Source organism: Butyricimonas sp. DFI.6.44 (assembly GCF_022132345.1).
GTDB lineage: Bacteria > Bacteroidota > Bacteroidia > Bacteroidales > Marinifilaceae > Butyricimonas > Butyricimonas muris.
This window is the reverse complement of record NZ_JAKNJD010000001.1, coordinates 73,112-99,298: the sequence shown is the minus strand read 5'-3', so window position 1 is coordinate 99,298 and position 26,187 is coordinate 73,112. Positions and strand designations below refer to the sequence as shown.

Genomic DNA, 26,187 nt, shown 5'->3' with positions numbered 1-26,187 from the left:
ATGAAAAAATATAAGTTCATATTTATGCTGTTTATGCTGGGGTTCTGTTTTCCCGCTCTCTCCCAAGAGAACGAAACGGAAGACGACGACTCGGAAGCCGTAACGGCAGATTCCGATGCAGCTAAAATCATCGTGAATAAATACCGTCCGGGTGACGGAATCACGTTCTCCGCACCGGACGGGGGATACAACATCAACCTACGGGGATTTATTCAAACTTCCTTTGAAACCCGCAAATACGAGGGTGACGATAAATTCTATTCCCGTTTCCGGATGCGACGTTTACGTCTTCGCTTATCCGGTGACGCTTGGGGTGGTAAAATCAGCTACCGTTTACAGACAGACTTCGCTCAAGCCAATGGCGGCGACGGCGAATTAAGCGGGATGCTACTGGATGCCTTTATTTCTTACAAACCCGTGAAAGGACTAACCTTGACTTTCGGACAAAAGTCCACCCCGACGGATAACCGGGAATTGGGAATGACTTCAAACACGCTACAATTGGTCGACCGCAGTAAACTATCCTCTTATTTCGGTTCCATCCGGGAAGTGGGTATTTTCGTGGACGGTTCTTTCCGTGTCGGACACACGGGTTACATCCGTCCCTCGATTGCCATCACGGACGGCGATGGTAGCGCTACCTTTACCCGCCGTCACGGGGGATTCAAATACGGGGCTCGTGTCAATTACCTGCCTTTCGGGCTATTCCGGGCTTACGGGGAGAGCCGTGGCGGGGACATGGTAAGAGAAGTAGTCCCGAAACTTTCCATCGGTACGGCATTCAGTTACAATGTCGGCATCAGTGACCGGAGAGGTCGGGAAAGCGGTTCTATCCTCTACTTGAACGACGAGAACAAAGAAGCATTACCGGATTACATCAAATTCGTGGCAGACTTCCATTTCAAATACATGGGATTCTCCATGCTGGGCGAGTTCGTGAAAACATGGGCGCACGTGCCAAGTGAAATCACGCAACGGGTGAGAAACGACGGGACAACCTCGACCGACTTCAGCGGAGATATGGAAAAATACGTGAAGGGACGCATGATGCTGGGTTCCGGGTACAATATCCAAGCCGGGTATATGTTCCCCTGCCGCCTGTCGATCGATGCCCGGTACACGCATTTCGATCCGGCAAAAGATTCGTTCCTGCATAACGAACTATACTTCAACCGGAACAACTTTTACGAAATCGGACTCGGCAAATACCTGACGAAATCATACGCCGTGAAAGTACAGGCTTCCGTCGTATTCGTGGATGCCGAACCGGGTAGTAAAAACGTGAATAGTGTCGTGACCAAGGGCAACGAAACGCTCTTTCAAGCTATGATCCAGTTCTCATTCTAATAACAGCAAAAGATGAATACGATGATAAGATACTTATTGACATTATTGATTCTCGTGCAGGTCGGTTCACTTTGGGCACAACAACCTGCCAAAGTTGCCAAAAAATTCTTCCCTGACCCCGAGATGGATATTCAGACACCGTGGTTCCAGAAAGGACGGAAATTCACGACATACAACGAGATGATGACATACATCCGTCAACTCGTTACGCGACATCCCGACAAAGCGACGCTGAACTTTATCGGGAAAACACAGAAAGGTAAAGAGATCCCCGCCGTCACCATATCCGGGAAGACCAAAAATACCAAGATGAGAGTATTATTCCTCGGACGGGTACACGGCGATGAACCGGGCAGCACGGAGAGCATGCTCTACACGATGGAACGCCTGTTGAACGATCCGGAACTGGCATACCTGTTGCAACGTCTGGAAATCACGATCATCCCCATGGTCAATATCGACGGGGGCAGTCATCTGGAACGGGTAACCGCCAACACGCTGGACCTGAACCGGGATCAAAGCAAACTCGCTACACCGGAAGCCGTGGTTCTACGGGCATTTTACAACACCTACAACCCGCAAGTCGTGATCGACTTCCACGAGTTCCAACCCCTACGTGCCGACTACACGCTAATCAGCACGGATAACATCACCAACTCGTTCGATGCCATGTTCCTCTACACGGGCAACCTCAACGTGCCCGAAGAGTTGCGCAACCTCACGGCGGGCAAATTCGTCGGAAACGCTCGTGAAGCACTTGACTCCAAGGGACTTCGCCATCACGACTATTTCACAACCTCGAAGAAATTCGGGGAAGTGGTATTCAACGTGGGCGGTATCAATCCCCGTTCAACAGCCAATGCTTTCTCTCTGGGTAATTCCGTGGCTATATTAATGGAATTACGGGGCGTGAAAATCGGTAAGACATCCTTGAAACGCAGAATCAACACCGCTTTCACGCTAGCCGAATCGTACTTGAAAACGGCATATGACAACTTCGACGAGGTAATGAATATCACGGCGGAGGCTGCCCGCTCTAAAAACGATATCGTGGTCACCAGTAAAGCCAAAACGGTAGATGATTACGTGCTTCCGTTCATCAGCATGAACACGAATGAAATCGTGGAACTGGAAGTAAACGCCAACCTGTCGTTGGAGTCCACCCCTACCCTCACCCGGAAACGCCCGGAAGCCTATTATATTACCGCTTCCCACCCGGAGATCACTCAAAAACTGAAACAACTGGGGGTAACGGTCGAAACCCTAACCGCCCCGGCAACCGTCGAGGTGGAAGCATACACGGTAGAGTCGCACAAAGCGGAATACTCGTTATTCGAGAAATTCTATCCCGTGAAAGTGAAAACAAGTGTCGCCGCCAAAACCGTGACCTTCCCCACCGGATCGTTCGTGATTCCCATGAATCAGAAGAACGGTAACGTGGCGGCATCGGTACTCGAACCGGAAGCACCGAACGGTTTTATCAATTACCGGGTTTACGAAACAAAACAAGGAGAGGAATTACCGGTCTACCGGAAAATGAACAGTGAAAAATAAGGGAATTACAGCAATATGAAAACATTATTTATAGCTATCATAACATTATTATCAGCAACCACAGTTGTTGCACAAGATAATAAAAACACGGCCAAATTTGAATTGGGCAAAGGATTGGATATCAATTTAAACAATGGCGAGTACCACTTCAACTTGAACGGATTTATTCAAGTTTACGGGGCTTACCGCAACCAGAAAGACGGCGAGGACGAATCGGTTTTCGGCGTGAAGAACGCTTTCTTCGGGTTTAAAGGAGGCGCTTTATACAACAAGTTCACTTTTATGCTGGAAGTCAATTTCGCAGATTCCAACCCGTTGATGGACGCGTGGGCAGCCTACAATTATAAAGACTACCTCACGATTACCGCCGGACAGAAACAGACATTCACCAACAACCGGGAGATGATGATGCACGAGAAAGGATTGAGCATGGCGGAACGGAGCATCGTGAGTCAATATTTTTCGGGTACGGGACGCGAACTCGGACTTTTCTTCGAAAGCAAATTCCATATCGGGAATGTAGGCTTGAAACCCTCTATCGCCATCACCACAGGCGACGGGAGAAACTCGTTCGGCTCCAGTTCTGTTGACGCGGACATGGGCGGTTTAAAATACGGGGGACGTCTGGACGTACTTCCCCTCGGTGAATTCAAACCGGGCAACGACGGCGTGGGTGCTGACTTCGCGCGGGAAGCCACCCCGAAATTATTGATCGGTGGAGCCATGAGCTACAATGACGGGGCAAGCAACAGCGCAGGTGAAGGCCATGGTGATTTTATCCTCTACGACAAGGACGGGGATACACGATTCCCGGCACTCCGCAAGATTGCAGCCGACTTGTTATTTAAATGGCAAGGCCTGAGCGTGATGGCCGAATACGTGAACTCCTCGGCTACCGACTTGAAAGGTATTTACACCAAATCAACGGGTGATCTTCCCCTCCAGCCGGAAGAGATTGCCAACTACTTGAGCATCGGAAACGGGTACAACGTACAAGTGGGTTATATCTTGAAAAACGGCTGGGCATTCGACGCCCGTTACAGCAAAGTAAAACCGGAATTTAAGGAAACCGCTAAATCCGTATTACTTGAAACCGATGAATACGCCGTGAGTGTTGCCAAATATCTCATTGACAACCGCTTGATGTGTCAAGGCTCTTTCAGTTACTGGAAAAACCCGAACCTGAAAACTTCAAACGAGAAATTAAGCGCAGAATTATCGTTACAAATCATCTTCTAAATCACAAATAATAATCAGAAACGCTTTATGAATTTAAGAATATCTATATTACTGTTGCTTTTCGGCTTTACACTCACTAGCTGTGAATGGAAAAGCGACGTGGACGATCCCATTCTGAATCAACTGGGGACAGGACGGGGAATCGTGACCTACACGGGCTACGAACCGTTGAAGGACAAACCGATAAATTTACATTTCTACATCCCGGAAGGCGATATCAAGGCAATGCCGATCGTGTTTATTTTGCCGGGGACGTCCAGAAATGCCAATGACTATCTGGATGCTTGGGTGAAACATTTCAAAGACCGGAAAGTAATTGCCATTGCCTTGGAATTTCCCCAGAATCATTATTCCACGAGCGAATACATAGAGGGAAATATGTTCAAGAACAACAAGGCACTTCCGGAAGAACAATGGTCATACTCGGTGATTGAAGCCATTTTCGATCACGTGAAATCAGAAACGGGCAATCAATCCGTGCAATACAACATGTTCGGTCATTCCGCGGGAGCTCAATTCGTGCATCGTTTCGTCACTTTCAAACAAAACACGCACCTGAACAAAGCCATAGCAGCAAATTCCGGTTGGTACACGGTGCCCGACACGAGAATAGAGTACCCTTACGGGTTGAAAAACTCCGGTTTCTCCGATCTGTCTACCCTAACACATTTATTCGGCTCCAACTTGATCGTGGCATTAGGGGATCAAGATACCGACCCGAACGACAGTTCTTTACGCCACACGCCGGAAGCCGATGCGCAAGGTCTGTACCGTTACGCCCGCGGGGAACACTATTACAGCGAAAGCCAACAAATCAGCCAAACCAACTCGATGATTTTCAACTGGAAAAGAGTCATCGTGAAAGGTGTGGCACACGATTTTGAGGCAATGATGGTGGAAACGGCGGATTACTTGGGTTTATAAACTCATCGTTAATTTCTATAACTATATAAAAAATAAATATTTGTTTGCTTCCTCAAATTGTAGTAATATTGTAATGCAAAGTTACTACAAAAAAGTGAAATGCGGAAAGATATAGTGATAGAATTGAGTTACAAGGGTTTTGGTTGAAGTGGCGATAATCCGTGAAGCCATTACAATCCCTGCCGAAGCCAAATCCTGACGCCGCTACGTTACTTGTTCGTAACCATGCCCGAAAATGCGACAAACGGGTACGAATAGCGAAACAAGGCTCTAAGGAATAGTGAGTTATCCATAACTCATGCGAAAAATCAGGTTACGGAAAAAGATTGCGCCGTTCCTCCCCGTTTTGCGTACCAACACCGGACTCTTCACCAACTAATTTTGAAACCCAAAAATTAAGGACAATGAAGAGTACATTTTCAGTAATCTACTACCTCAAGCGTCAGGTAGTGAAAAAGGACGGGACAGTTCCCGTCATGGGACGCATCACGGTGGACGGCAGCCAGACACAGTTCAGCTGCAAACTGACTGTCGATCCGAAACTGTGGGACACCAAAGGTGGACGTGTCACGGGCAGAAGCACGGCGGCACTCGAAACGAACCGTATGCTTGACAAGATGCGGGTACGCATCAACAGGCATTATCAGGAAATCATGGAGCGTGACAACTTCGTCACGGCGGAGAAGGTGAAGAACGCCTTTCTCGGACTGGAACACCGCTACCACACGCTGATGCAGGTGTTCCGCCAGCACAACGAGGACTACGAGAAGCAGGTGGAGGCAGGCATGAAAGCCAAAGGCACGCTGCTGAAGTACCGCACCGTTTACAAGCACATGCAAGAGTTCCTCGACATCCGCTACCATGTGAAGGACATCGCCCTAAAAGAGCTTACCCCGGCTTTCATCTCCGACTTCGAGATGTTCCTGCGCACGGACAAGCACTGCTGCACCAATACCGTGTGGCTGTACGTCTGCCCGTTACGGACGATGGTATTCATCGCCATCAACAACGAGTGGCTGACGCGCGACCCGTTCCGCGAGTATGAAATCAAGAAGGAGGAAACAACACGCAGTTTCCTGACCAAAGATGAGATCCGCCTGCTGATGGAGGGGAAACTGAAAAACGCCAAACAGGAATTGTACCGCGACCTCTACCTGTTCTGCGCCTTCACGGGGCTGTCGTTCGCGGATATGCGCAACCTTACGGAAGAGAATATCCGCACCTACTTCGACGAACACGAGTGGATAAACATCAACCGCCAGAAAACGGGCGTGGTGTCCAACATCCGCCTGCTCGACATCGCCAACCGCATAATCGGCAAATACCGGGGACTGTGCGGGGACGGCAGGATATTTCCCGTTCCGCATTATAACACGTGCCTTGCCGGTATCCGTGCCGTCGCCAAGCGTTGCGGCATCACCAAGCATATCACGTGGCATCAGAGCCGCCACACGGCAGCCACGACGATATTCCTCTCCAACGGTGTTCCCATCGAAACGGTCAGCTCCATGCTCGGACACAAGAGCATAAAGACGACGCAGATTTACGCAAAGATAACCAAAGAGAAGCTCAATCAGGACATGGAGAACCTTGCCGCAAGATTGAACGGCGTCGAGGAATTTGCAGGTTGCACCATCTAAAAAGAAAAGCCATGAAACGTGACACAATCATCATCGAGGACAAGGCAGTCAGCGTAACCGGTAACGACGTGTGGATGACCGCCACCGAAATAGCCGGATTGTTCCATACGACCGTCCCGGCAGTGAACGCCGCCATCAGAGCCGTCCGCAAGTCGGACGTGCTGAACGACTACGAGGTGTGCCGCTACATGCAGCTTGAAAACGGGCTGCACGCGGACGTGTACGCCCTTGAAATCATCATCCCGGTCGCTTTCAGGGTGAATACCTACAACACCCACCTGTTCCGCACATGGCTGGTGGGAAAGGCACTCTCACAAGAGAAACGGCAGACATACGTGATGTTCATACAGAACGGAAAAGCCGGGTATTGCTGATTGCACATACCCCATAAGACAAGTAAACGGGTAGCACCACAAAAGGTGTCACCCGTTTACTTTTTCATGAAACCGCCTCACTCCAGCGGCTTGCGGTAGTTCGCTTCCAGTACCCCGCGCAGCCCCGTTTCCGGGTAAAGCACCTTCCCTCCCAAAAGTATGAAGGGCAACACGCGGTTGTTGCGGTATTCCTGCAAGGTGCGCCGGCTCACACGGAGCAGTTCCGACACCTCGCCGTCCGTCAGGTAACGTTCCCCGTCCAGCGGAGGACGGTAGCTTTCCAGAAATGCGGACAGCCATTTCGAGCCTTTGCGCATATCCTGCACCACAGAGGCTATCGGCTCGTCTTCCATCGTAAAAACATCGTTGTTCTCGTTCATCATAACTTCGGATTCAGTGGGTGAATAAATCAAATCATCTGCCGTGCGGATAGAGCGTGCCGACAAGCGGTATCAGCCGCTTCACCTCCTCTGGCTTGTAATAGAACCTGCGGTTTATCTGCGAGTAGCCGATAAGCCGCCTGTCACGCAGCGTCTGCAACGTGCGCGGGCTTATTCTCAACTGCCCGCAGACCTCCTCGCCCGTGAGCCATCTTTCCATGCGCCCCGTGTCGCTTTTGCGCCTCAGGGCGGCGACCTTCTCCGAGAGTGCGCCGAATGCCGCCACCATCATCTCGAAAGTCTTTTTCTCGATAGATACTATTTCCATATTCATGTCATTTAGAGTTTGCCGCAAAGGTAACGAAACGGCATACAAGACGTATCGTTTTCCGCTGAAAGGCTGCCTGTTGCGCCGTTTGACCGGGTTACGGAGCCATCTTCCGCAAAAATCTTACGTGAGTCACGTAGTGAGTTGTTAAAGCCCCTTTTGTTTATTGCCGAATTTTGTCGCAGAAACAAAAAGAAAGGACTGAACATGAAAGTGATAACAATGGAAAGTTCCGCCTACAAGGAGATGATGGCGCAGATTGCGAACATCGCAGGGTACATCCGCGAGGCAAGGGACGAGAAGAAACGGAAGCGGGAAACCGAAGACAAGCTGCTTGACACGGCACAGGCGGCGAAGATGCTCAACGTGAGCAAGCGCACCATGCAGCGTATGCGCACCGACCACCGTATCGAGTATGTGGTGGTACGCGGAAGCTGCCGCTACCGCCTTTCCGAGATACTGCGGCTATTGGAGGACAACACAGTAAGGAACGAGGAAGGGACAATAGACACCCTGTTCCACAACCACACGCTGCGCACGGGCGGCAAACCAAAAGGAAGGAGGACATAGGTCATGGAACTGCTCACACGAAACAACTTCGAGGGCTGGATGCAGAAGCTGATGGAACGGCTCGACCGTCAGGACGAACTGCTGCTGGCGATGAAGGCTGAGGGGAAACAGCCCACTATCACGGAAAGCATCCGCCTTTTCGACAATCAGGATTTGTGCATGTTGCTCCAGATAAGCAAACGCACCCTCCAACGCTACCGCAGCGTAGGCGCATTGCCCTACAAGACGCTGGGCAAGAAGACCTATTACAGCGAGGAGGACGTGCTGACATTCCTTTCCAACCATATCAAGGACTTCAAAAAGGAAGATATAGCCTTCTACAAGGCTCGTATCCATAATTTCTTTCATAAATAACCCATTAAAACATTTTTCAGATGGCAAAGAAAAAAGACGAAAAGGACGTGCTGGTAGTCCGTGACGAGAAGACAGGCGAGATCAGCGTGGTAGCCGGGCTGAACGCGGACGGCACACCCAAGCGCACCCCCGCAAAAGCGGAGAACGCGCAGAGTTTCCTGCAATTCGACCGACATGGCGACGTGCTGGACAACTTCTTCAAGAACTTCTTCCGGCAGTGCAAGGAACCCAGCCGCTTCGGTTTCTACCGCATTGCGGCAGACCAAGCTGAAAATCTCTTAGAGGTGATGAAGCAACTGCTGAAAGACCCCGAAGCGAACAAGGAGCTGCTCGCCCCTCACAAGGTGGACACCTCCGACTATGAGAAGAAGGTGCAGGAAGAGATGGCAGCACAACAGACAGAGAAACAAGAACCTCAAAAACAGGAGAACATGGAACAACGGAAAGAACAGCAACAGGACAAATCCGAACAGATGCAGGGCAAACGTGGCTACCAGCCCATCGACGAGAGTAAAATCAACTGGCAGGAGCTGGAGGACAGATGGGGCGTAAAGCGGGACAACCTTGAAAAGTCCGGCGACCTTACGAAGATGCTCAACTATGGCAAGTCCGACTTGGTAAAGGTCAAACCGACCTTCGGCGGCGAATCATTCGAGCTGGACGCCCGCCTCTCCTTCAAGAAGGACGGTGAGGGAAACATCAGCCTCGTGCCGCACTTCATCCGCAAGGAGCAGAAGCTGGATGAGTACAAGGAACACAAATTCTCCGACAATGACCGGAAGAACCTCCGCGAAACGGGCAATCTCGGTAGGGTCGTGGACATTGTGGACAGGGAAACGGGCGAGATCATCCCCTCCTACATCAGCATCGACCGCAAGACGAATGAAATCACGGACATTCCGGCAAGCAGGGTGCGCATCCCGGAGCGCATCGGCAAGACGGAAATCACCACGCAGGAGCGGGACATGCTCCGCGCCGGACTGCCCGTACGCGACAAGCTCATCGAGCGCAACGACGGCAGAAAGTTCGTCACCACCCTGCAAGTGAACGTGGAGCAGCGCGGCGTGGAGTTCGTGCCGGGAACCGGCAAGTCGCCCCGTACCGCACAGACACAGGAAACCAAAGGCGACACATCGAAAAGTCAGGCGCAGGGCGGGGAAAATGCCGCACAGACCAAGAAGGAGCAACGCCGCAACACGTGGACGAACGAGGACGGCAGCATCCGCCCCATCAGCAAATGGAGCGGCGTGAGCTTCACCGACCAGCAGAAAGCCGACTATGTGGCGGGTAAAGCCGTGAAGCTGGAGAACGTGACCGACAAGCAGGGCTTCCATGCCACGATGTATATCAAGTTCAACCCGGAGAAGGGACGCCCGTACCGCTACGACACGAACCCTGACAATGCACAGCAGGTTGCTCCGTCCAACGAGAGCCGCACGCAGGTGGCGGTGAACAACGATGGCAAGACCAACGAGGCTACAAAGAATCTGAGAGAGCCGTTGCAGAAAGGTCAGACCAACCCGAAGGACGCCCGCCAGCAACAGCAGCAGGAGAAGCCGCAGAAGAAAACGGGCAAGGGCATGAAAATGTAATCCCGTGTCCGCCACTGAATCCAAAATAAAATCCAAAGTATCAACAAAAAAGAAGAAGACATGAAGACAATCATTGCAGAAAAGCCCTCCGTGGCACGTGAAATCGCCCGCATCGTGGGCGCGACAAAGAGAGAGGAAGGATATTTCGAGGGAGGCGGTTATGCCGTGACATGGGCATTCGGACACCTCGTTCAGCTTGCCATGCCCGACGGCTACGGCGTGCGCGGATTTGTCCGTGACAACCTCCCGATTATTCCCGACACATTCACGCTCGTCCCCCGTCAGGTCAGGACGGAGAAAGGTTACAAGCCCGACAGCGGCGTGGTGTCGCAGATAAAAGTCATCAAAAGACTGTTCGACACAAGCGAACATATCATCGTGGCGACCGATGCCGGACGCGAGGGAGAGCTTATCTTCCGCTACCTCTACCACTATACGGGTTGCACCACTCCTTTCGTGCGCCTGTGGATCAGCTCTCTCACCGACAAAGCTATCCGCGAGGGACTGCGGAAACTCGAAGACGGCAGCAAATACGACAACCTCTACCTCGCCGCCAAAGCGCGGAGCGAATCCGACTGGCTCGTGGGCATCAACGGCACACAGGCGTTATCCATCGCCGCCGGACACGGCACGTATTCCGTGGGGCGGGTGCAGACACCAACGTTGGCTATGGTATGTGAACGCTACTGGGAGAACCGCCGCTTTACGTCCGAAGCATTCTGGCAGCTCCATATCGCAACGGACGGTTGCGACGGCGAAGTCGTGAAATTCTCATCCTCCGAGAAATGGAAAGAGAAAGAACCGGCGATGGAACTATATAATAAGGTAAAGGCGGCAGGTTGCGCCACTGTCACGAAAGCCGAGCGCAAGGAGAAGACGGAGGAAACTCCCTTGCTCTACGACCTGACCACGCTCCAGAAAGAAGCCAACGCCAAGCACGGCTTCACGGCGGAACAGACGCTTGAAATCGCGCAGAAACTCTACGAAAAGAAGTTGATAACCTATCCGAGAACGGGAAGCCGCTACATCCCCGAAGACGTGTTTGCCGAAATTCCCAAACTGCTCGCTTTCATCGGCACACAGCCCGAATGGAAAGACAAGGTGCGGGCAAAAGCCGCCCCGACACGCCGCAGCGTGGACGACGGCAAGGTGACAGACCACCATGCCCTGCTCGTCACGGGTGAGAAACCGCTCTTCCTCTCCAAAGAGGACAATACCATCTATCAGATGATTGCCGGGCGCATGGTCGAGGCATTCTCTGAGAAATGCGTCAAGGATGTGACCACTGTCACGGCGGAATGTGCCGGAGTGGAGTTTACCGTAAAAGGCAGCGTCGTGAAGCAAACCGGATGGCGTGCCGTCTATGGCGAGGAAAAAGAGGAAATTACCATCCCCGGCTGGCAGGAAGGCGACACGCTGACACCGAAAGGCTCGTCCATTACCGAAGGAAAGACCAAACCCAAGCCGCTGCATACCGAAGCCACCCTGCTCTCGGCAATGGAAACGGCGGGCAAGGAAATTGAGGACGACGCACTGCGGCAGGCGATGAAGGACTGTGGCATCGGTACTCCCGCCACACGCGCCTCCATCATCGAAACGCTTTTCAAGCGCGGTTACATGGAACGCTGCAAGAAGTCGCTTGTTCCCACCGAAAAAGGACTTGCCCTCAATTCCGTCGTCAAGACGATGCGCATCGCCGATGTTGCCATGACGGGCGAATGGGAAAAGGAGCTGGCGCGTATCGAGCGCGGGGAACTGTCCGACGACACCTTCCGCAAGGAGATAGAGGCGTACACACGTGAGATAACCTCCGAACTGATCTCGTGCGACAAGCTCTTCGGCAGCCGTGACTCCGGCTGCGCGTGTCCCAAGTGTGGCACGGGCAGGATGCGGTTCTACGGCAAGGTGGTACGCTGCGACAACACGGAGTGCGGACTGCCCGTGTTCCGGCTGAAAGCGGGACGCACCCTGTCCGACGATGAAATCAAAGACCTGCTCACCGAAGGGCATACCAAGCTGCTCAAAGGGTTCAAGAGCAAACAGGGCAAGAGTTTCGATGCTGTTGTCGCCTTTGACGGGGAATATAACACGACTTTTGTGTTCCCGGAGGCTAAAAAGGACAAGAAATTTTCAGGACGGAAGAAATAGTATTAACTTTGCCACTTGTTCAGAGTAATGAATTGTTCTTCGATACCGGATTACACTCATACTTTGGATTTAGTGGTGGCACTCGGAGGGATACCGAGTGCCTTTTTCTTCCTTTTTCCAACCGATTATCCCGTTAATTATCAATCCGCTAAATCCAAAGTAATGAACAACAAGAAGAAAAACGAGGGTCAGACCGACTTTTCCTATTACGGTCTGTACCTGCTGGACTATCTCCGCACGAACAAGTTTGAACAGGCTGACGACACCGCTTTCATACGGGAACGGGCCGACCGTGCCGCCGAAACGTATGAGAGGGCACGGCTTGAAGGCTATCCCGCCGATGGTGCGCAGGAACTGGCGATGGACACGCTGCTGCGCGGACTGCATTATTCCCGTTACGCCATCCTCCGCGAAGTCGTGGAAAACGAGTTTGCCGATGAAGTGCCGGAAGAGAAGCGTGAAGCCTTTGTCCTGAAACTGCTGCCGCTTGTCGGCAACGTGTTCTCCGTCTATGACCTCTCGGATGACAATTTCGCCCTGTCTTCCGATTACGACCTGCTCTACACGGAGCTGACGGGAGCAACCGTCCTTTACTTAGACGAATATGGCGTTTAACCGCAAACAGAAACTGCGGGACAACATCGAGGCGATACGGACGGCATTCATCCTTGACAGGGAAAATAGGACAGCGACAACCGAAGAGCGTGCCATACTTCAAAGGTACTGCGGTTTCGGCGGTCTGAAATGTATCCTCAACCCTGCAAAGGAACTGACGGATGCCGTCCGGTGGGCGAAATCCGACCTCGAACTGTTCGCCCCGACGGTGGAGCTGCACAGGCTTATCCGTGAGAACAGCAAGGACGAAACAGAGTACAAGCGGTTTGTGGATTCGCTGAAAGCGTCCGTGCTGACCGCTTTCTACACCCCCAAAGAGATAACCGACACCATCGCGGACGTGCTGGCAGATTACAGCGTCCGCCCCGCCCGTATGCTCGAACCGTCGGCAGGTGTCGGCGTGTTCGTGGATTCCATGCTGCGGCACAGCCCCAATGCGGATGTGATGGCTTTCGAGAAGGATCTGCTCACGGGTACAATCTTGAGGCATCTCTATCCCGACCAGAAAATGCGCACCTGCGGTTTTGAGAAAATCGAAAGACCGTTCAACAATTATTTCGACTTGGCGGTGTCCAACATTCCGTTCGGTGACATTGCCGTGTTCGACGCGGAGTTTCAGCGGAGCGACTCTTTCGGCAGACGCTCCGCCCAGAAAACCATCCACAACTATTTCTTTCTCAAAGGACTGGATGCCGTGCGTGACGGCGGTATCGTGGCGTTCATCACCTCGCAAGGGGTATTGAATAGCACCAAGACCTCCGTGCGTAACGAGCTGTTCAGTCAGGCCAATCTGGTATCCGCGATACGCCTGCCCAACAACCTGTTCACGGACAACGCGGGCACGGAGGTGGGCAGTGACCTGATTGTCCTGCAAAAGAACCTCAGCAAGAAGGAAATGTCGCAGGACGAGCGGCTGATGACCGTGATACAGACGGACACGAAAACCGCCCTGACCGACAACGCCTATTTCATCCACCACCCGGAACGCATCGTGCATACGATGGCGAAACTTGACACAGACCCCTACGGGAAGCCCGCTATGGTTTATCTGCACGAGGGCAAGGCAGCAGGCATCGCCGGGGATTTGCGCCGTATGCTCGACGAGGATTTCCATTACAGGCTTGCCATGCGCTTGTATTCGGGTTCAATCCGGCAGGCAGGAACGGAAGAAAAAGTTGCCGTTCAAAATAAAGTAGAGCGTCCTGCCATAAAATTGGAAACAGTATCCTCGGCGCAGACGGTGGAAACTCCGACAGAAAAGCCGCAACCCGCAGATGAAAAGCCGGAGATAGAACCGCGCCCGCAATATTCCGCAGGCGTGCAGCTCACCCTGCTTGACCTCTGGGGGATGACGGAAGAGGTCAGCCAACCGAAAACCTCCAAAAAGAAAAAGACGGTGAAAAAGGCAGTTACGGCAAAGTCCACTCCGCCCAAACCGAAAGTCACGGTTACACCGACAGCTCCAACTGCAAAACCCGCAATGGAGAATAAGGAGGTGAAAGCGGAGAACACCGCCAAGCCTGCCGACCCGGACGACATCTATGCCACACTGGACTGGGATACCAATCCTCCCATCAACGGTTTCTATGAAATGATGATGGGTTTGACGCCGGAGCGTAGGAAAGAACTTCGGGAACTGGCAAGGCAGCATAACGAGAAACAAGTGGCGGAAAAGACGGAAGTGAAAGCCGTGCCGGAAACTTCCCGTGAGCAGCCACGACAGGAGGAAACACAGCCGGAGGCAGTCGCCGCACCTGCCGTTACAGATACCCCATCGGAAGCGGTGGGGACTTTCCTTTTCCCCGACATCGAAGCGGAAAAGCCGAAGGAGGAAGTCGTGGACCTTTCTCCGCGTGCCTACCACCGCACGCCGGAGATGCACCTGCGCGAAGGGTCGCTGGTGGCTGACCGGGGGCGTCATAACATCGGCTACCTGAAAGACATCACGCCATACGGGGCGACATTCCAGCCGCTCGACCTGAAAGGATACCAGAAGGAAAAGGCGTTGTTGTATGTGTCGCTGCGTGACGCCTACGAGCGTCTGTACCGTTATGAATCGCTCCGGCGCGAGGCAAATGTTCCGTGGCGAGAGCATCTGAATACCTGTTACGATGAGTTTGTCATGCGCTACGGCAACCTCAACGCCAAGCAGAACGTGAAGTTAGTGATGATGGATGCGGGCGGGCGCGACATCCTTTCGCTGGAACGGATGGAAAACGGAAAGTTCGTCAAGGCGGACATCTTCGAGCATCCTGTTTCCTTCGCGGTGGAGAGCCATGCCAACGTAGGCTCTCCCGAAGAAGCCCTGTCTGCGTCGCTCAACAAATATGGTACGGTCAATCTCGACTATATGCGGGAGATAACCGACAGCACGGCGGAGGATTTGCTCACTGCCCTGCAAGGGCGCATCTACTACAATCCGCTCGTGACCGGTTACGAAATCAAAGACCGTTTCATCGCCGGAAATGTCATAGAGAAAGCGGAACGCATAGAGGCATGGATGGGTGACAATCCCGAAAATGAGCGTATGCCGGAGGTGAAGCAGGCGTTGGAGGCTCTGAAAGATGCCGAGCCGCAGCGCATCGCCTTCGAGGATCTGGACTTCAATTTCGGGGAACGCTGGATTCCGACGGGTGTCTATGCCGCCTACATGAGCCGGCTGTTCGACACGGAGGTGAAAATCGCCTATTCCGCAAGCATGGACGAGTTTTCGGTGGTGTGCGGCTACCGCACCATGAAAATCACGGACGAGTTTCTGGTGAAGGGGTATTACCGGAACTATGACGGTATGCACCTCCTAAAACACGCCCTGCACAACACCTGCCCTGACATGATGAAGTCCATCGGCAAGGACGAGCATGGCAACGACATCAAGATGCGCGACAGCGAGGGAATACAACTCGCCAACGCCAAGATTGACGAGATACGAAACGGCTTCTCCGAATGGCTCGAAGAGCAGTCGCCGCAGTTCAAGGAGCGGCTTGTGACGATGTATAACCGCAAGTTCAACTGTTTCGTGCGCCCGCGCTACGACGGCTCCCATCAGACCTTTCCCGACCTCAACCTGAAAGGGCTGGCAAGCCGGGGTATCAAGAGCGTCTATCCCTCACAGATGGATTGCGTCTGGATGTTGAAACAGAACGGCGGCGGAATTTGCGACCACGAGGTGGGAACCGGTAAGACGCTGATAATGTGCATCGCCGCGCATGAGATGAAGCGTCTGAATTTGGCACACAAGCCGATGATTATCGGGCTGAAAGCCAACGTTGCGGAGATTGCAGCCACCTATCAGGCGGCATATCCCAACGCACGTATTCTGTACGCTTCGGAGAAGGACTTTTCGACCGCCAACCGTGTGCGCTTCTTCAATAATATAAAGAACAACGACTACGATTGCGTCATCATGTCGCACGACCAGTTCGGCAAGATACCGCAGTCGCCGGAATTGCAGCAGCGCATCCTGCAAGCAGAGCTTGACACGGTGGAGGAAAACCTCGAAGTGCTACGGCAGCAGGGAAAGAACGTGTCGCGGGCGATGCTGAAAGGATTGGAGAAGCGCAAGCACAACCTTGAAGCGAAGCTGGAGAAGGTGGAACACGCCATAAAGTCACGCACGGACGACGTGGTGGATTTCAAGCAGATGGGCATCGACCACATCTTCATAGATGAGAGCCACCAGTTCAAGAATCTGACTTTCAACACGCGCCACGACCGTGTGGCGGGATTGGGAAACAGCGAGGGAAGCCAGAAGGCACTTAACATGCTCTTTGCCATACGCACCATACAGGAGCGCACAGGAAAAGACTTGGGTGCGACCTTCCTCTCCGGCACGACTATCAGCAACTCACTGACTGAATTGTACCTGCTGTTCAAGTACCTGCGCCCGAAGGAGCTGGAACGGCAGGACATAAGGTGTTTCGACGCTTGGGCGGCGATATTTGCCAAGAAGACGACGGATTTTGAATTTAACGTGACGAACAATGTGGTCCAGAAGGAGCGTTTCCGCTACTTCATCAAAGTGCCGGAGCTTGCCGCCTTCTATAATGAAATCACGGACTACCGCACGGCGGAGGATGTGGGCGTTGACCGTCCTGCCAAGAACGAGATACTGCACCATATACCGCCCACGCCGGAACAGGAGGACTTCATACAGAAACTGATGCAGTTCGCCAAGACGGGCGATGCCACCTTGTTGGGCAGGCTGCCGCTTTCGGAAACGGAAGAAAAGGCGAAGATGCTCATCGCCACGGACTATGCCCGGAAAATGGCACTCGACATGCGCATGATAGACCCGAATTACGAAGATCATCCCGACAACAAAGCGAGTCACTGTGCCAAGATGATCGCGGAGTATTATCAAAAATACGACGCCCAGAAAGGCACGCAGTTCGTTTTCTCTGATTTGGGGACATACCAGCCGGGCGACGGGTGGAACGTCTATTCGGAAATCAAGCGCAAACTGACGGAGGACTACGGTATACCGCCAAGCGAGGTGCGCTTCATTCAGGAGTGCAAGACCGACAAGGCGCGGAAGGCGGTGATAGACGCCATGAACGCCGGGACGGTGCGTGTGCTGTTCGGCTCTACCTCTATGCTCGGAACGGGTGTGAACGCCCAGAAACGGTGTGTGGCTATCCATCATCTCGATACGCCGTGGCGACCGTCCGACTTGCAACAGCGTGACGGACGCGGAGTTAGGGCAGGTAATGAGATTGCCAAACATTTCGCCGGGAACAACGTGGATGTAATCATCTACGCGGTGGAGAAGTCACTGGACAGCTACAAGTTCAACCTCCTGCACTGCAAGCAGACTTTCATAAGCCAGCTCAAAAGCGGTGCGATGGGTGCGCGTACCATCGACGAGGGGGCAATGGACGAAAAATCGGGCATGAATTTCTCGGAATACATGGCGTTGCTCTCCGGCAATACCGACCTGTTGGACAAGGCGAAACTGGAAAAGCGGATCGCATCGCTCGAAGGGGAACGCAAGTCGTTCAACAAGGGCAAGCGTGATTCGGAGTTCAAGCTGGAGTCAAAGACCGGCGAGTTGCGCAACAACACGGCTTTCATAGATGCCATGACGGAGGACTGGAACCGCTTCCTGTCGGTGGTGCAGACCGACAAGGAGGGCAACCGCCTTAATATAATAAAGGTGGACGGAGTGGATTCCGCCGATGAGAAGGTCATCGGAAAGCGTTTGCAGGAGATAGCCAAGAATGCCACGACCGGAGGGTTGTACACGCAGGTCGGTGAACTTTACGGTTTTCCGATAAAGGTGGTGAGCGAAAGGATACTCAAAGAGGGATTGGAGTTCACCGACAACCGCTTCGTGGTCGAGGGGAACTACAAGTACACCTACAACAACGGGCATCTGGCGATGGCTGACCCGTTGGCCGCCGCCCGCAACTTCCTCAACGCGATGGAGAGGATACCCTCCATCATCGACCAGTACAAGGCGAAGAACGAGGTGCTGGAGATGGAGATACCGCAGTTACAGGAGATAGCGGGTAAGGTGTGGAAGAAGGAGGACGAGCTGAAGCAGTTGAAGTCCGAACTTGCCGCCCTTGACCGAAAAATTCAGCTGGAGCTTGCGCCACCCACGCCCGAAGTCGCAGAAAAGGAGAATGAAGGGCAACAGCTCAAGCCGGAAGCGGAAGATGTGAGGAACAGGCAGGCGCAATATCCCGAAAATGCACCGCCGCAGATACGCAGTCCGGCGGATAGTATCGTTGCCAACCATGTCATAATCGGGCGTCCGGGACTGTATGCCAAGGAGGAAACCCGGTCCAAAGGATTGAAAATATAACCTAAGGAATTTTATCTGAAGTATTAATAAGGGCTATCCCAAAAGGTCTAAAAGTAAATTTTATCCTTTCTGCAAGTATCTATAGGATGGCAACTGCATTTTTTTCTTTTTGGGCAGCCCTTATTAAAATTTATTCTTATTTTAGGTTATATACATTCATGTCCATTTATGTAAAAAATTCCTGCTGACCTTGTTTATGTCTTGTCAGTCACCATTTGCAAAACCATATTTGACCCTCAAAGAGGCTGAATTTGATAAGTAACTTGCTACATACTCATAATAAGGAGCTAAATAGAACACGAATGGGAAATACACAAATGCTAAACTAAAGAAGATATTGGCCAAAATAAACGCTATACCGAGAGAGAAACTTGATTTTTCAACTTCCTAAAACGGTGTTGTTCAAACATTTCTACTTATTTGTACTTGCCAGTTGAACCTACGCTTCCCTAATAAAATGTCTATGGTAAAAAGTTAAAAAATCCTCCCACTTTTGTTAGATATATTTTTTTGTGTAATTTTGTAATCGTTATGCGGCAGTAATAATATACATATTAATACGAGTTAGTAATCCTGTAGTTCTCATATGCTACGAGGAGGTATTAAAAGGTGCGTTTCGACAATGCATCTACTGTAGTATATTATTGCTTAATCCAAATGAATATTATAAATTTAGGAATTCTTGCTCACATTGATGCAGGAAAAACTTCCGTAACCGAGAATCTGCTGTTTGCCAGTGGAGCAACGGAAAAGTGCGGCCGTGTGGATAATGGTGACACCATAACGGACTCTATGGATATAGAGAAACGTAGAGGAATTACTGTCCGGGCTTCTACGACATCTATTATCTGGAATGGAGTGAAATGCAATATCATTGACACTCCGGGACACATGGATTTTATTGCGGAAGTGGAGCGGACATTCAAAATGCTTGATGGAGCAGTCCTCATCTTATCCGCAAAGGAAGGCATACAAGCGCAGACAAAGTTGCTGTTCAGTACTTTACAAAAGCTGCAAATCCCGACAATTATATTTATCAATAAGATTGACCGTGCCGGTGTGAATTTGGAGCGTTTGTATATGGATATAAAAACAAATCTGTCGCAAGATGTCCTGTTTATGCAAACTGTTGTCGATGGATCGGTTTATCCGGTTTGCTCCCAAACATATATAAAGGAAGAATACAAAGAATTTGTATGCAACCATGACGACGATATATTAGAACGATATTTGGCGGATAGCGAAATTTCACCGGCTGATTATTGGAATACGATAATCGCTCTTGTGGCAAAAGCCAAAGTCTATCCGGTGCTACATGGATCAGCAATGTTCAATATCGGTATCAATGAGTTGTTGGACGCCATTTCTTCTTTTATACTTCCTCCGGCATCAGTCTCAAACAGACTTTCAGCTTATCTCTATAAGATAGAGCATGACCCCAAAGGGCATAAAAGAAGTTTTCTTAAAATAATTGACGGAAGTCTGAGACTTCGAGACGTTGTAAGAATCAACGATTCGGAAAAATTCATCAAGATTAAAAATCTAAAGACTATTTATCAGGGCAGAGAGATAAATGTTGATGAAGTGGGTGCCAATGATATCGCGATTGTAGAAGATATAGAAGATTTTCGAATCGGAGATTATTTAGGTGCTAAACCTTGTTTGATTCAAGGATTATCTCATCAGCATCCCGCTCTCAAATCCTCCGTCCGGCCAAATAAGCCCGAAGAGAGAAGCAAGGTGATATCCGCTCTGAATACATTGTGGATTGAAGACCCGTCTTTGTCCTTTTCCATAAACTCATATAGTGATGAATTGGAAATCTCGTTATATGGTTTGACCCAAAAGGAAATCATACAGACATTGCTGGAAGAACGATTTTCCGTAAAGGTCCATTTTGATGAGATCAAGACTATCTACAAAGAACGACCTATAAAAAAGGTCAATAAGATTATTCAGATCGAAGTACCACCCAACCCTTACTGGGCCACAATAGGGCTGACTCTTGAACCCTTACCGTTAGGGGCAGGGTTGCAAATCGAAAGTGACATCTCCTATGGTTATCTGAACCATTCTTTTCAAAATGCCGTTTTTGAAGGGATTCGTATGTCTTGCCAATCTGGTTTACATGGATGGGAAGTGACAGATCTGAAAGTAACTTTTACTCAAGCCGAGTATTATAGCCCGGTAAGTACACCTGCTGATTTCAGACAGCTGACCCCTTATGTCTTCAGGCTGGCTTTGCAACAGTCAGGTGTGGACATTCTCGAACCGATGCTCTGTTTTGAGTTGCAGATACCCCAAGTAGCGAGTTCCAAAGCTATTACAGATTTGCAAAAACTGATGTCTGAGATTGAAGACATCAGTTGTAATAATGAGTGGTGTCATATTAAAGGGAAAGTTCCATTAAATACAAGTAAAGACTATGCCTCAGAAGTAAGTTCGTACACTAAGGGCTTAGGCATTTTTATGGTTAAGCCATGTGGGTATCAAATAACAAAAGACGGTTATTCTGATAATATCCGCATGAACGAAAAAGATAAACTTTTATTCATGTTCCAAAAATCAATGTCATTAAAATAATGGAGCGGTCAGGAAATTTCTATAAGGCAATACGGTTGGGATATATACTTATCTCCATTCTTATCGGATGTATGGCATATAATAGCCTCTATGAATGGCAGGAGATAGAAGCATTAGAACTTGGCAATAAAAAAATAGACGAGCTCCGAAAAGAAATAAACAATATCAATATTCAAATGATAAAATTTTCTCTATTGGGTGAAACAATACTGGAATGGAACGATAAAGATATCGAGCATTACCATGCACGGCGTATGGCAATGGACAGTATGCTCTGCCGTTTCAAGGCCACCTATCCAGCAGAGCGCATCGATAGTGTGCGCAGTCTTTTAGAGGATAAGGAACGACAGATGTTCCAGATAGTCCGGTTAATGGATGAACAACAATCTATTAACAAGAAGATAGCCAATCAAATTCCGGTTATTGTACAGAAAAGTGTGCAGGAACAGTCCAAAAAGCCAAAACGAAAAGGTTTCTTAGGCATATTCGGCAAAAAAAAGGAAGTAACTCCAGCAGTATCAACCACTATCCTTCATTCGGTCAATAGAAACGTAATCAGCGAACAGAAAGTGCAGGATCGCCAATTGTCGGAACAAGCCGACAGCCTTGCAGCTCGTAATGCAGAACTTAACAGACAACTGCAAGAATTGATTTGCCAAATAGAAGAAAAGGTACAAACCGAACTGCAAAGCCGGGAAAACGAAATAGTTGCCATGCGTGAAAAGTCATTTATGCAAGTAGGCGGTTTAATGGGATTCGTTCTTCTATTGTTACGCGAGTTCGGGATAAGATATAGCTTATAAAAGTTGGTAATCTCGCAAATATTTTGTAACTTTATAGCTGTAAATCAATCAGTTATCAAAAACATAAGCGATGATTACCGAAAACAAAGTTATAGAAATTTTCTGTATTATGGATGAGTTTTGCCGGAATTTTGCATCCGAGTGTGAGAAAAACCTCCTTTTGGAGGACAAAGAGCACCGTCACCGCAACCGCAAGGGAAAGTTAAGCCATAGTGAGATAATGACAATACTTGTCTGTTACCACTTCGGCTCGTTCGCCAATTTCAAGCATTACTACCTCTTTTATATACGTCAGCACCTGTCCGGTTGTTTTCCTGATGCCGTTTCGTACAACCGCTTTGTCGAACTCATGCCCCGCGTGTTCTTCCACATGATGCTCTTCATGAAGCTTCAAGGCTTTGGCAAATGCAGCGGCATCAGTTTTGTGGACTCCACGATGATACCCGTGTGCCACAACCTGCGCCGCTATGCCAACAAGGTATTCAAGGGCTTGGCGACGGACGGCAAGGGGACGATGGGATGGTGTCACGGCTTCAAGTTGCACCTTCTGTGCAATGACAGCGGAGAGATCATAACCTTTTGTCTTACAGGCGCAAATGTGGATGACAGGGACAAACGGGTGTGGACAATTTTCGCCAAAGAACTCTACGGAAAGGTCTTCGCCGACAGGGGATACATCAAACAGACGCTCTTCGAGGACCTCTTCGACAGGGGCATACATCTTGTGCATGGATTGAGGGCTAACATGAAGAACAGGCTCATGTCCATGTGGGACAAAATCATGCTGCGCAAGAGGTACATCATTGAATGTATCAACGACCTGCTTAAAAACAAGGCGAACATCGTACATTCGAGGCATCGTTCCATACACAACTTCATCATGAACATCTGTGCCGCACTTACGGCGTACTCCTTTTTCGAGAACAAGCCGGAGGCACTGCCTGTACATGTGGAAAAATCAAACCAACTCACACTCTTTTGAACATAACTTATCCCGAACTCGCGTATTGTTGTTAATTTCCTACATCATCATACATCGTGATGCAAAAAGCATTAAACAATACAAGCACAAGACAACTGATTTGATAAGGCAACTGGAACAATCCGTACAACGGAACGAGGCACTGATAACGTCAAGGAAGAAGGCGGTACATACTATCACCCATGAACTGCGCACACCGCTGACAGCAATAACAGGCTATGCCGGACTGATACGGAAAGAACAGTGTGAGGATAAGTCCGGGCAGTATATCCAAAACATACTGCAATCCTCCGACCGTATGCGGGATATGCTTAACACTTTGCTTGACTTCTTCCGCCTGGACAACGGCAAGGAACAGCCCCGTCTGTCACCCTGCCGGATTTCAGCAATCACGCACACACTTGAAACGGAGTTCATGCCTGTTGCCGTGAACAAAGGGCTGTCCTTGTCCGTGAAGACTGGACACGATGCCATTGTATTGACCGACAAAGAGCGAATAATACAAATCGGGAATAACCTGCTGTCAAACGCTGTCAAGTTCACAGAAGAAGGCGGTGTTTCTTTGATTACTGAATATGATAATGGAGTTCTGACACTGGTCGTTGAAGATACAGGTACAGGCATGACAGAAGAGGAACAGAAACAAGCGTTCGGTGCGTTTGAACGTCTATCAAATGCCGCCGCAAAGGAGGGTTTCGGGCTTGGGCTTGCCATAATGCGTAATATTGTGTCGATGCTTGGCGGAACAATCCGTTTAGACAGCAAGAAAGGGAAAGGCAGTCGTTTCACAGTTGAAATTTCTATGCAGGAAGCTGAAGAACAGCTTGGATATACAAGCAATACACCTGTTTATCATAACAATAAATTCCATGATGTTGTCGCCATTGACAATGATGAGGTATTACTTCTGATGCTGAAAGAGATGTATTCCCAAGAAGGAATACACTGCGACACTTGCACCGATGCTGCGGCACTGATGGAAATGATACGCCAGAAAGAATACAGCCTGTTGCTGACAGACTTGAATATGCCCGATATAAACGGTTTCGAATTGCTGGAACTGTTGCGTTCGTCCAACGTGGGCAATTCACCAACAATCCCGGTGGTTGTGGCAACCGCTTCGGGCAGTTGTAACAAAGGGGAACTATTGGCAAAAGGCTTTGCCGGATGCCTGTTCAAACCGTTCTCCATATCGGAACTGATGGAGGTTTCCGACAGGTGTGCCATAAAAGCGACACCGGACGGGAAACCGGACTTTTCCGCCTTATTGTCCTATGGCAATGAAGCCGTCATGCTGGAAAAGTTGATAACTGAAACAGAAAAGGAAATGCAGGCGGTACGGGATGCAGCAAAAGAAAAAGACCTGCAAAAGCTGGATTCCCTGATCCACCACCTGCGCAGTTCGTGGGAGGTGCTCCGTGCCGACCAACCGCTGAATGTACTTTACGGATTGCTTCGTGGCGATGCTCTCCCGGATGGTGAAGCGTTAAGCCATGCCGTGACTGCCGTGCTGGATAAGGGAGTGGAAATAATACGGTTGGCAGAAGAGGAAAGGAGAAAATACGAAGATGAATAAGACAAAAATAATTGTGGTGGAAGACAACATCGTGTATTGCGAATATGTCTGCAATATGCTGTCACGGGAGGGCTACCGCAATATGAAGGCTTACCACCTCTCAACCGCGAAGAAACATCTGCAACAGGCAACAGATAATGATATCGTGGTTGCCGACCTGCGTCTGCCTGACGGCAGTGGCATAGACCTTTTGTGCTGGATGCGAAAGGAGGGAAAGATGCAGCCCTTCATCATTATGACCGACTACGCCGAAGTTAATACCGCCGTGGAAAGCATGAAACTCGGCTCGATAGACTATATTCCCAAACAGCTTGTGGAGGATAAACTTGTCCCCCTGATCCGTTCCATACTGAAAGAACGTCAGGCAGGACAACGCCGTATGCCTATATTCGCCCGTGAAGGTTCCGCCTTTCAGAAAATCATGCACCGCATAAGGCTGGTAGCCGCCACCGATATGAGCGTGATGATATTTGGTGAGAACGGCACGGGCAAGGAGCATATTGCCCACCTGTTGCATGACAAGAGCAAACGTGCAGGCAAGCCATTTGTGGCGGTGGACTGCGGTTCACTCTCCAAAGAGCTTGCACCGTCGGCTTTCTTCGGACACGTCAAAGGTGCATTTACAGGTGCGGACAATGCCAAGAAAGGATATTTCCATGAGGCGGAAGGCGGCACGTTGTTTCTGGACGAGGTAGGAAACCTCGCGTTGGAAACCCAACAGATGTTGCTCCGTGCCATACAGGAGAGGCGGTATCGCCCGGTCGGAGACAAGGCAGACCGGAATTTCAATGTCCGCATCATCGCTGCTACCAATGAAGATTTGGAGGTATCGGTGAATGAAAAGCGTTTTCGGCAGGATCTTCTGTACCGCCTGCACGACTTCGGGATAACCGTTCCTCCGTTGCGTGACTGTCAAGAAGACATTATGCCGCTGGCAGAGTTCTTCCGTGATATGGCAAACAGAGAGCTGGAGTGTAGCGTGAGCGGGTTCAGTTCCGAAGCACGTAAAGCGTTGCTGACACACGCATGGCCGGGCAACGTGCGGGAACTTCGGCAGAAAGTTATGGGTGCTGTATTGCAGGCGCAGGAAGGTGTTGTCATGAAAGAGCATCTGGAACTTGCCGTGACGAAACCGACCTCTACTGTCAGCTTCGCCTTGCGCAATGACGCGGAGGATAAGGAGCGGATATTGCGTGCGTTGAAACAGGCAAACGGCAACCGGAGTGTCGCCGCAGAACTGCTCGGCATAGGCAGGACAACACTATACAGCAAACTTGAAGAGTATGGACTTAAATATAAATTCAAGCAATCATAGCCCGTAATTCACTGAATTTGGCTATCTTTGCATAACATTTGAGAAAAACGGCGATTG

The 26,187-nt window shown here is 50.3% G+C and carries 17 protein-coding genes and 2 pseudogenes; 17 read left to right on the top strand and 2 right to left on the bottom strand.

Translation table 11 applies throughout. The features are described from left to right. The 6 genes from L0M98_RS00465 to L0M98_RS00440 all read left to right on the top strand — a co-directional run bounded on the left by L0M98_RS00465 (position 1) and on the right by L0M98_RS00440 (position 7,078). Positions 1-1,347 (top strand): porin, encoded by a 1,347-nt coding sequence (locus L0M98_RS00465; RefSeq protein WP_227214575.1) that lies wholly within the window; start codon positions 1-3, stop codon positions 1,345-1,347. Between the two features lie 21 nt (positions 1,348-1,368). Further along, the gene (locus tag L0M98_RS00460) at positions 1,369-2,901 is read left to right on the top strand and encodes a M14 family zinc carboxypeptidase (RefSeq protein ID WP_227214574.1); all 1,533 of its coding nucleotides are present in this window, start codon (positions 1,369-1,371) and stop codon (positions 2,899-2,901) included. Between the two features lie 15 nt (positions 2,902-2,916). Next, positions 2,917-4,140, top strand: coding sequence for an OprO/OprP family phosphate-selective porin (locus L0M98_RS00455; RefSeq protein ID WP_227214573.1), 1,224 nt, complete (start codon positions 2,917-2,919; stop codon positions 4,138-4,140). A 27-nt stretch (positions 4,141-4,167) separates the two neighbouring features. Next, positions 4,168-5,064, top strand: coding sequence for a hypothetical protein (locus L0M98_RS00450; protein WP_099292203.1), 897 nt, complete (start codon positions 4,168-4,170; stop codon positions 5,062-5,064). A gap of 404 nt (positions 5,065-5,468) precedes the next feature. Beyond that, positions 5,469-6,704 (top strand): site-specific integrase, encoded by a 1,236-nt coding sequence (locus tag L0M98_RS00445; protein ID WP_004291422.1) that lies wholly within the window; start codon positions 5,469-5,471, stop codon positions 6,702-6,704. Between the two features lie 11 nt (positions 6,705-6,715). Further along, positions 6,716-7,078 (top strand): hypothetical protein, encoded by a 363-nt coding sequence (locus L0M98_RS00440; protein ID WP_004291423.1) that lies wholly within the window; start codon positions 6,716-6,718, stop codon positions 7,076-7,078. A 77-nt stretch (positions 7,079-7,155) separates the two neighbouring features. Here the strand turns inward: L0M98_RS00440 and L0M98_RS00435 are convergent, their stop codons facing one another. Both L0M98_RS00435 and L0M98_RS00430 read right to left on the bottom strand, forming a co-directional pair. Beyond that, positions 7,156-7,461 (bottom strand): helix-turn-helix domain-containing protein, encoded by a 306-nt coding sequence (locus L0M98_RS00435; protein ID WP_004291424.1) that lies wholly within the window; start codon positions 7,459-7,461, stop codon positions 7,156-7,158. 31 nt (positions 7,462-7,492) lie between these two features. Beyond that, a complete protein-coding gene (locus L0M98_RS00430; protein ID WP_004291426.1) occupies positions 7,493-7,792 on the bottom strand; it encodes a helix-turn-helix domain-containing protein in 300 nt (99 codons plus the stop codon). A 138-nt stretch (positions 7,793-7,930) separates the two neighbouring features. On the opposite strand from L0M98_RS00430, the gene L0M98_RS00425 reads away from it, so the two are divergent. From L0M98_RS00425 to L0M98_RS00375, 11 genes and pseudogenes are all read left to right on the top strand, one after another. Beyond that, the gene (locus L0M98_RS00425; RefSeq protein WP_004291432.1) at positions 7,931-8,356 is read left to right on the top strand and encodes a helix-turn-helix domain-containing protein; all 426 of its coding nucleotides are present in this window, start codon (positions 7,931-7,933) and stop codon (positions 8,354-8,356) included. 3 nt (positions 8,357-8,359) lie between these two features. Further along, positions 8,360-8,710, top strand: a complete 351-nt coding sequence (locus L0M98_RS00420) for a helix-turn-helix domain-containing protein (protein WP_004291454.1) — start codon at positions 8,360-8,362, stop codon at positions 8,708-8,710. A 20-nt stretch (positions 8,711-8,730) separates the two neighbouring features. Continuing rightward, positions 8,731-10,302: a DUF3945 domain-containing protein gene (locus tag L0M98_RS00415; protein ID WP_004291455.1), complete on the top strand. Its 1,572-nt coding sequence runs from the start codon at positions 8,731-8,733 to the stop codon at positions 10,300-10,302. A gap of 60 nt (positions 10,303-10,362) precedes the next feature. Continuing rightward, positions 10,363-12,450 (top strand): type IA DNA topoisomerase, encoded by a 2,088-nt coding sequence (topB, locus tag L0M98_RS00410; RefSeq protein WP_004291456.1) that lies wholly within the window; start codon positions 10,363-10,365, stop codon positions 12,448-12,450. Between the two features lie 27 nt (positions 12,451-12,477). Next, positions 12,478-13,065 carry a DUF1896 domain-containing protein gene (locus L0M98_RS00405; protein WP_004291461.1) on the top strand — a complete coding sequence of 196 codons (588 nt, stop codon included), beginning with the start codon at positions 12,478-12,480 and terminating at the stop codon, positions 13,063-13,065. Continuing rightward, positions 13,055-18,871, top strand: coding sequence for an N-6 DNA methylase (locus tag L0M98_RS00400; RefSeq protein WP_004291462.1), 5,817 nt, complete (start codon positions 13,055-13,057; stop codon positions 18,869-18,871). The genes L0M98_RS00405 and L0M98_RS00400 overlap by 11 nt, the downstream gene beginning before the upstream one ends. 657 nt (positions 18,872-19,528) lie before the next feature. Next, on the top strand, positions 19,529-21,454 hold the full coding sequence (gene tet(Q), locus L0M98_RS00395) for a tetracycline resistance ribosomal protection protein Tet(Q) (RefSeq protein ID WP_004291466.1): 1,926 nt from the start codon (positions 19,529-19,531) through the stop codon (positions 21,452-21,454). Further along, a pseudogene (locus L0M98_RS00390) lies at positions 21,454-22,227 on the top strand (hybrid sensor histidine kinase/response regulator); the annotation flags it as partial. The gene tet(Q) and the pseudogene L0M98_RS00390, both read left to right, overlap by 1 nt. Positions 22,228-22,327: 100 nt before the next feature. Then, positions 22,328-23,239, top strand: coding sequence for an IS982 family transposase (locus L0M98_RS00385; RefSeq protein ID WP_118482646.1), 912 nt, complete (start codon positions 22,328-22,330; stop codon positions 23,237-23,239). Between the two features lie 22 nt (positions 23,240-23,261). Continuing rightward, positions 23,262-24,815 (top strand): annotated as a pseudogene (locus tag L0M98_RS00380) (hybrid sensor histidine kinase/response regulator); the annotation flags it as partial. Then, the gene (locus L0M98_RS00375; RefSeq protein ID WP_004291471.1) at positions 24,808-26,130 is read left to right on the top strand and encodes a sigma-54-dependent transcriptional regulator; all 1,323 of its coding nucleotides are present in this window, start codon (positions 24,808-24,810) and stop codon (positions 26,128-26,130) included. The pseudogene L0M98_RS00380 and the gene L0M98_RS00375, both read left to right, overlap by 8 nt. The last annotated feature ends 57 nt before the right edge of the window (positions 26,131-26,187 follow it).

Excerpts from the sequence above, each read along its gene's own strand:
- L0M98_RS00460 (WP_227214574.1), top strand. The coding sequence starts at position 1,369 with ATGATAAGATACTTATTGACATTATTGATTCTCGTGCAGGTCGGTTCA.
- L0M98_RS00445 (WP_004291422.1), top strand. The coding sequence starts at position 5,469 with ATGAAGAGTACATTTTCAGTAATCTACTACCTCAAGCGTCAGGTAGTG.
- L0M98_RS00465 (WP_227214575.1), top strand. The coding sequence starts at position 1 with ATGAAAAAATATAAGTTCATATTTATGCTGTTTATGCTGGGGTTCTGT.
- L0M98_RS00375 (WP_004291471.1), top strand. The coding sequence starts at position 24,808 with ATGAATAAGACAAAAATAATTGTGGTGGAAGACAACATCGTGTATTGC.
- L0M98_RS00420 (WP_004291454.1), top strand. The coding sequence starts at position 8,360 with ATGGAACTGCTCACACGAAACAACTTCGAGGGCTGGATGCAGAAGCTG.
- L0M98_RS00405 (WP_004291461.1), top strand. The coding sequence starts at position 12,478 with ATGAATTGTTCTTCGATACCGGATTACACTCATACTTTGGATTTAGTG.
- L0M98_RS00385 (WP_118482646.1), top strand. The coding sequence starts at position 22,328 with ATGATTACCGAAAACAAAGTTATAGAAATTTTCTGTATTATGGATGAG.
- L0M98_RS00450 (WP_099292203.1), top strand. The coding sequence starts at position 4,168 with ATGAATTTAAGAATATCTATATTACTGTTGCTTTTCGGCTTTACACTC.
- L0M98_RS00400 (WP_004291462.1), top strand. The coding sequence starts at position 13,055 with ATGGCGTTTAACCGCAAACAGAAACTGCGGGACAACATCGAGGCGATA.
- L0M98_RS00435 (WP_004291424.1), bottom strand. The coding sequence starts at position 7,461 with ATGATGAACGAGAACAACGATGTTTTTACGATGGAAGACGAGCCGATA.
- topB (WP_004291456.1), top strand. The coding sequence starts at position 10,363 with ATGAAGACAATCATTGCAGAAAAGCCCTCCGTGGCACGTGAAATCGCC.
- L0M98_RS00455 (WP_227214573.1), top strand. The coding sequence starts at position 2,917 with ATGAAAACATTATTTATAGCTATCATAACATTATTATCAGCAACCACA.
- L0M98_RS00430 (WP_004291426.1), bottom strand. The coding sequence starts at position 7,792 with ATGAATATGGAAATAGTATCTATCGAGAAAAAGACTTTCGAGATGATG.
- L0M98_RS00440 (WP_004291423.1), top strand. The coding sequence starts at position 6,716 with ATGAAACGTGACACAATCATCATCGAGGACAAGGCAGTCAGCGTAACC.
- L0M98_RS00415 (WP_004291455.1), top strand. The coding sequence starts at position 8,731 with ATGGCAAAGAAAAAAGACGAAAAGGACGTGCTGGTAGTCCGTGACGAG.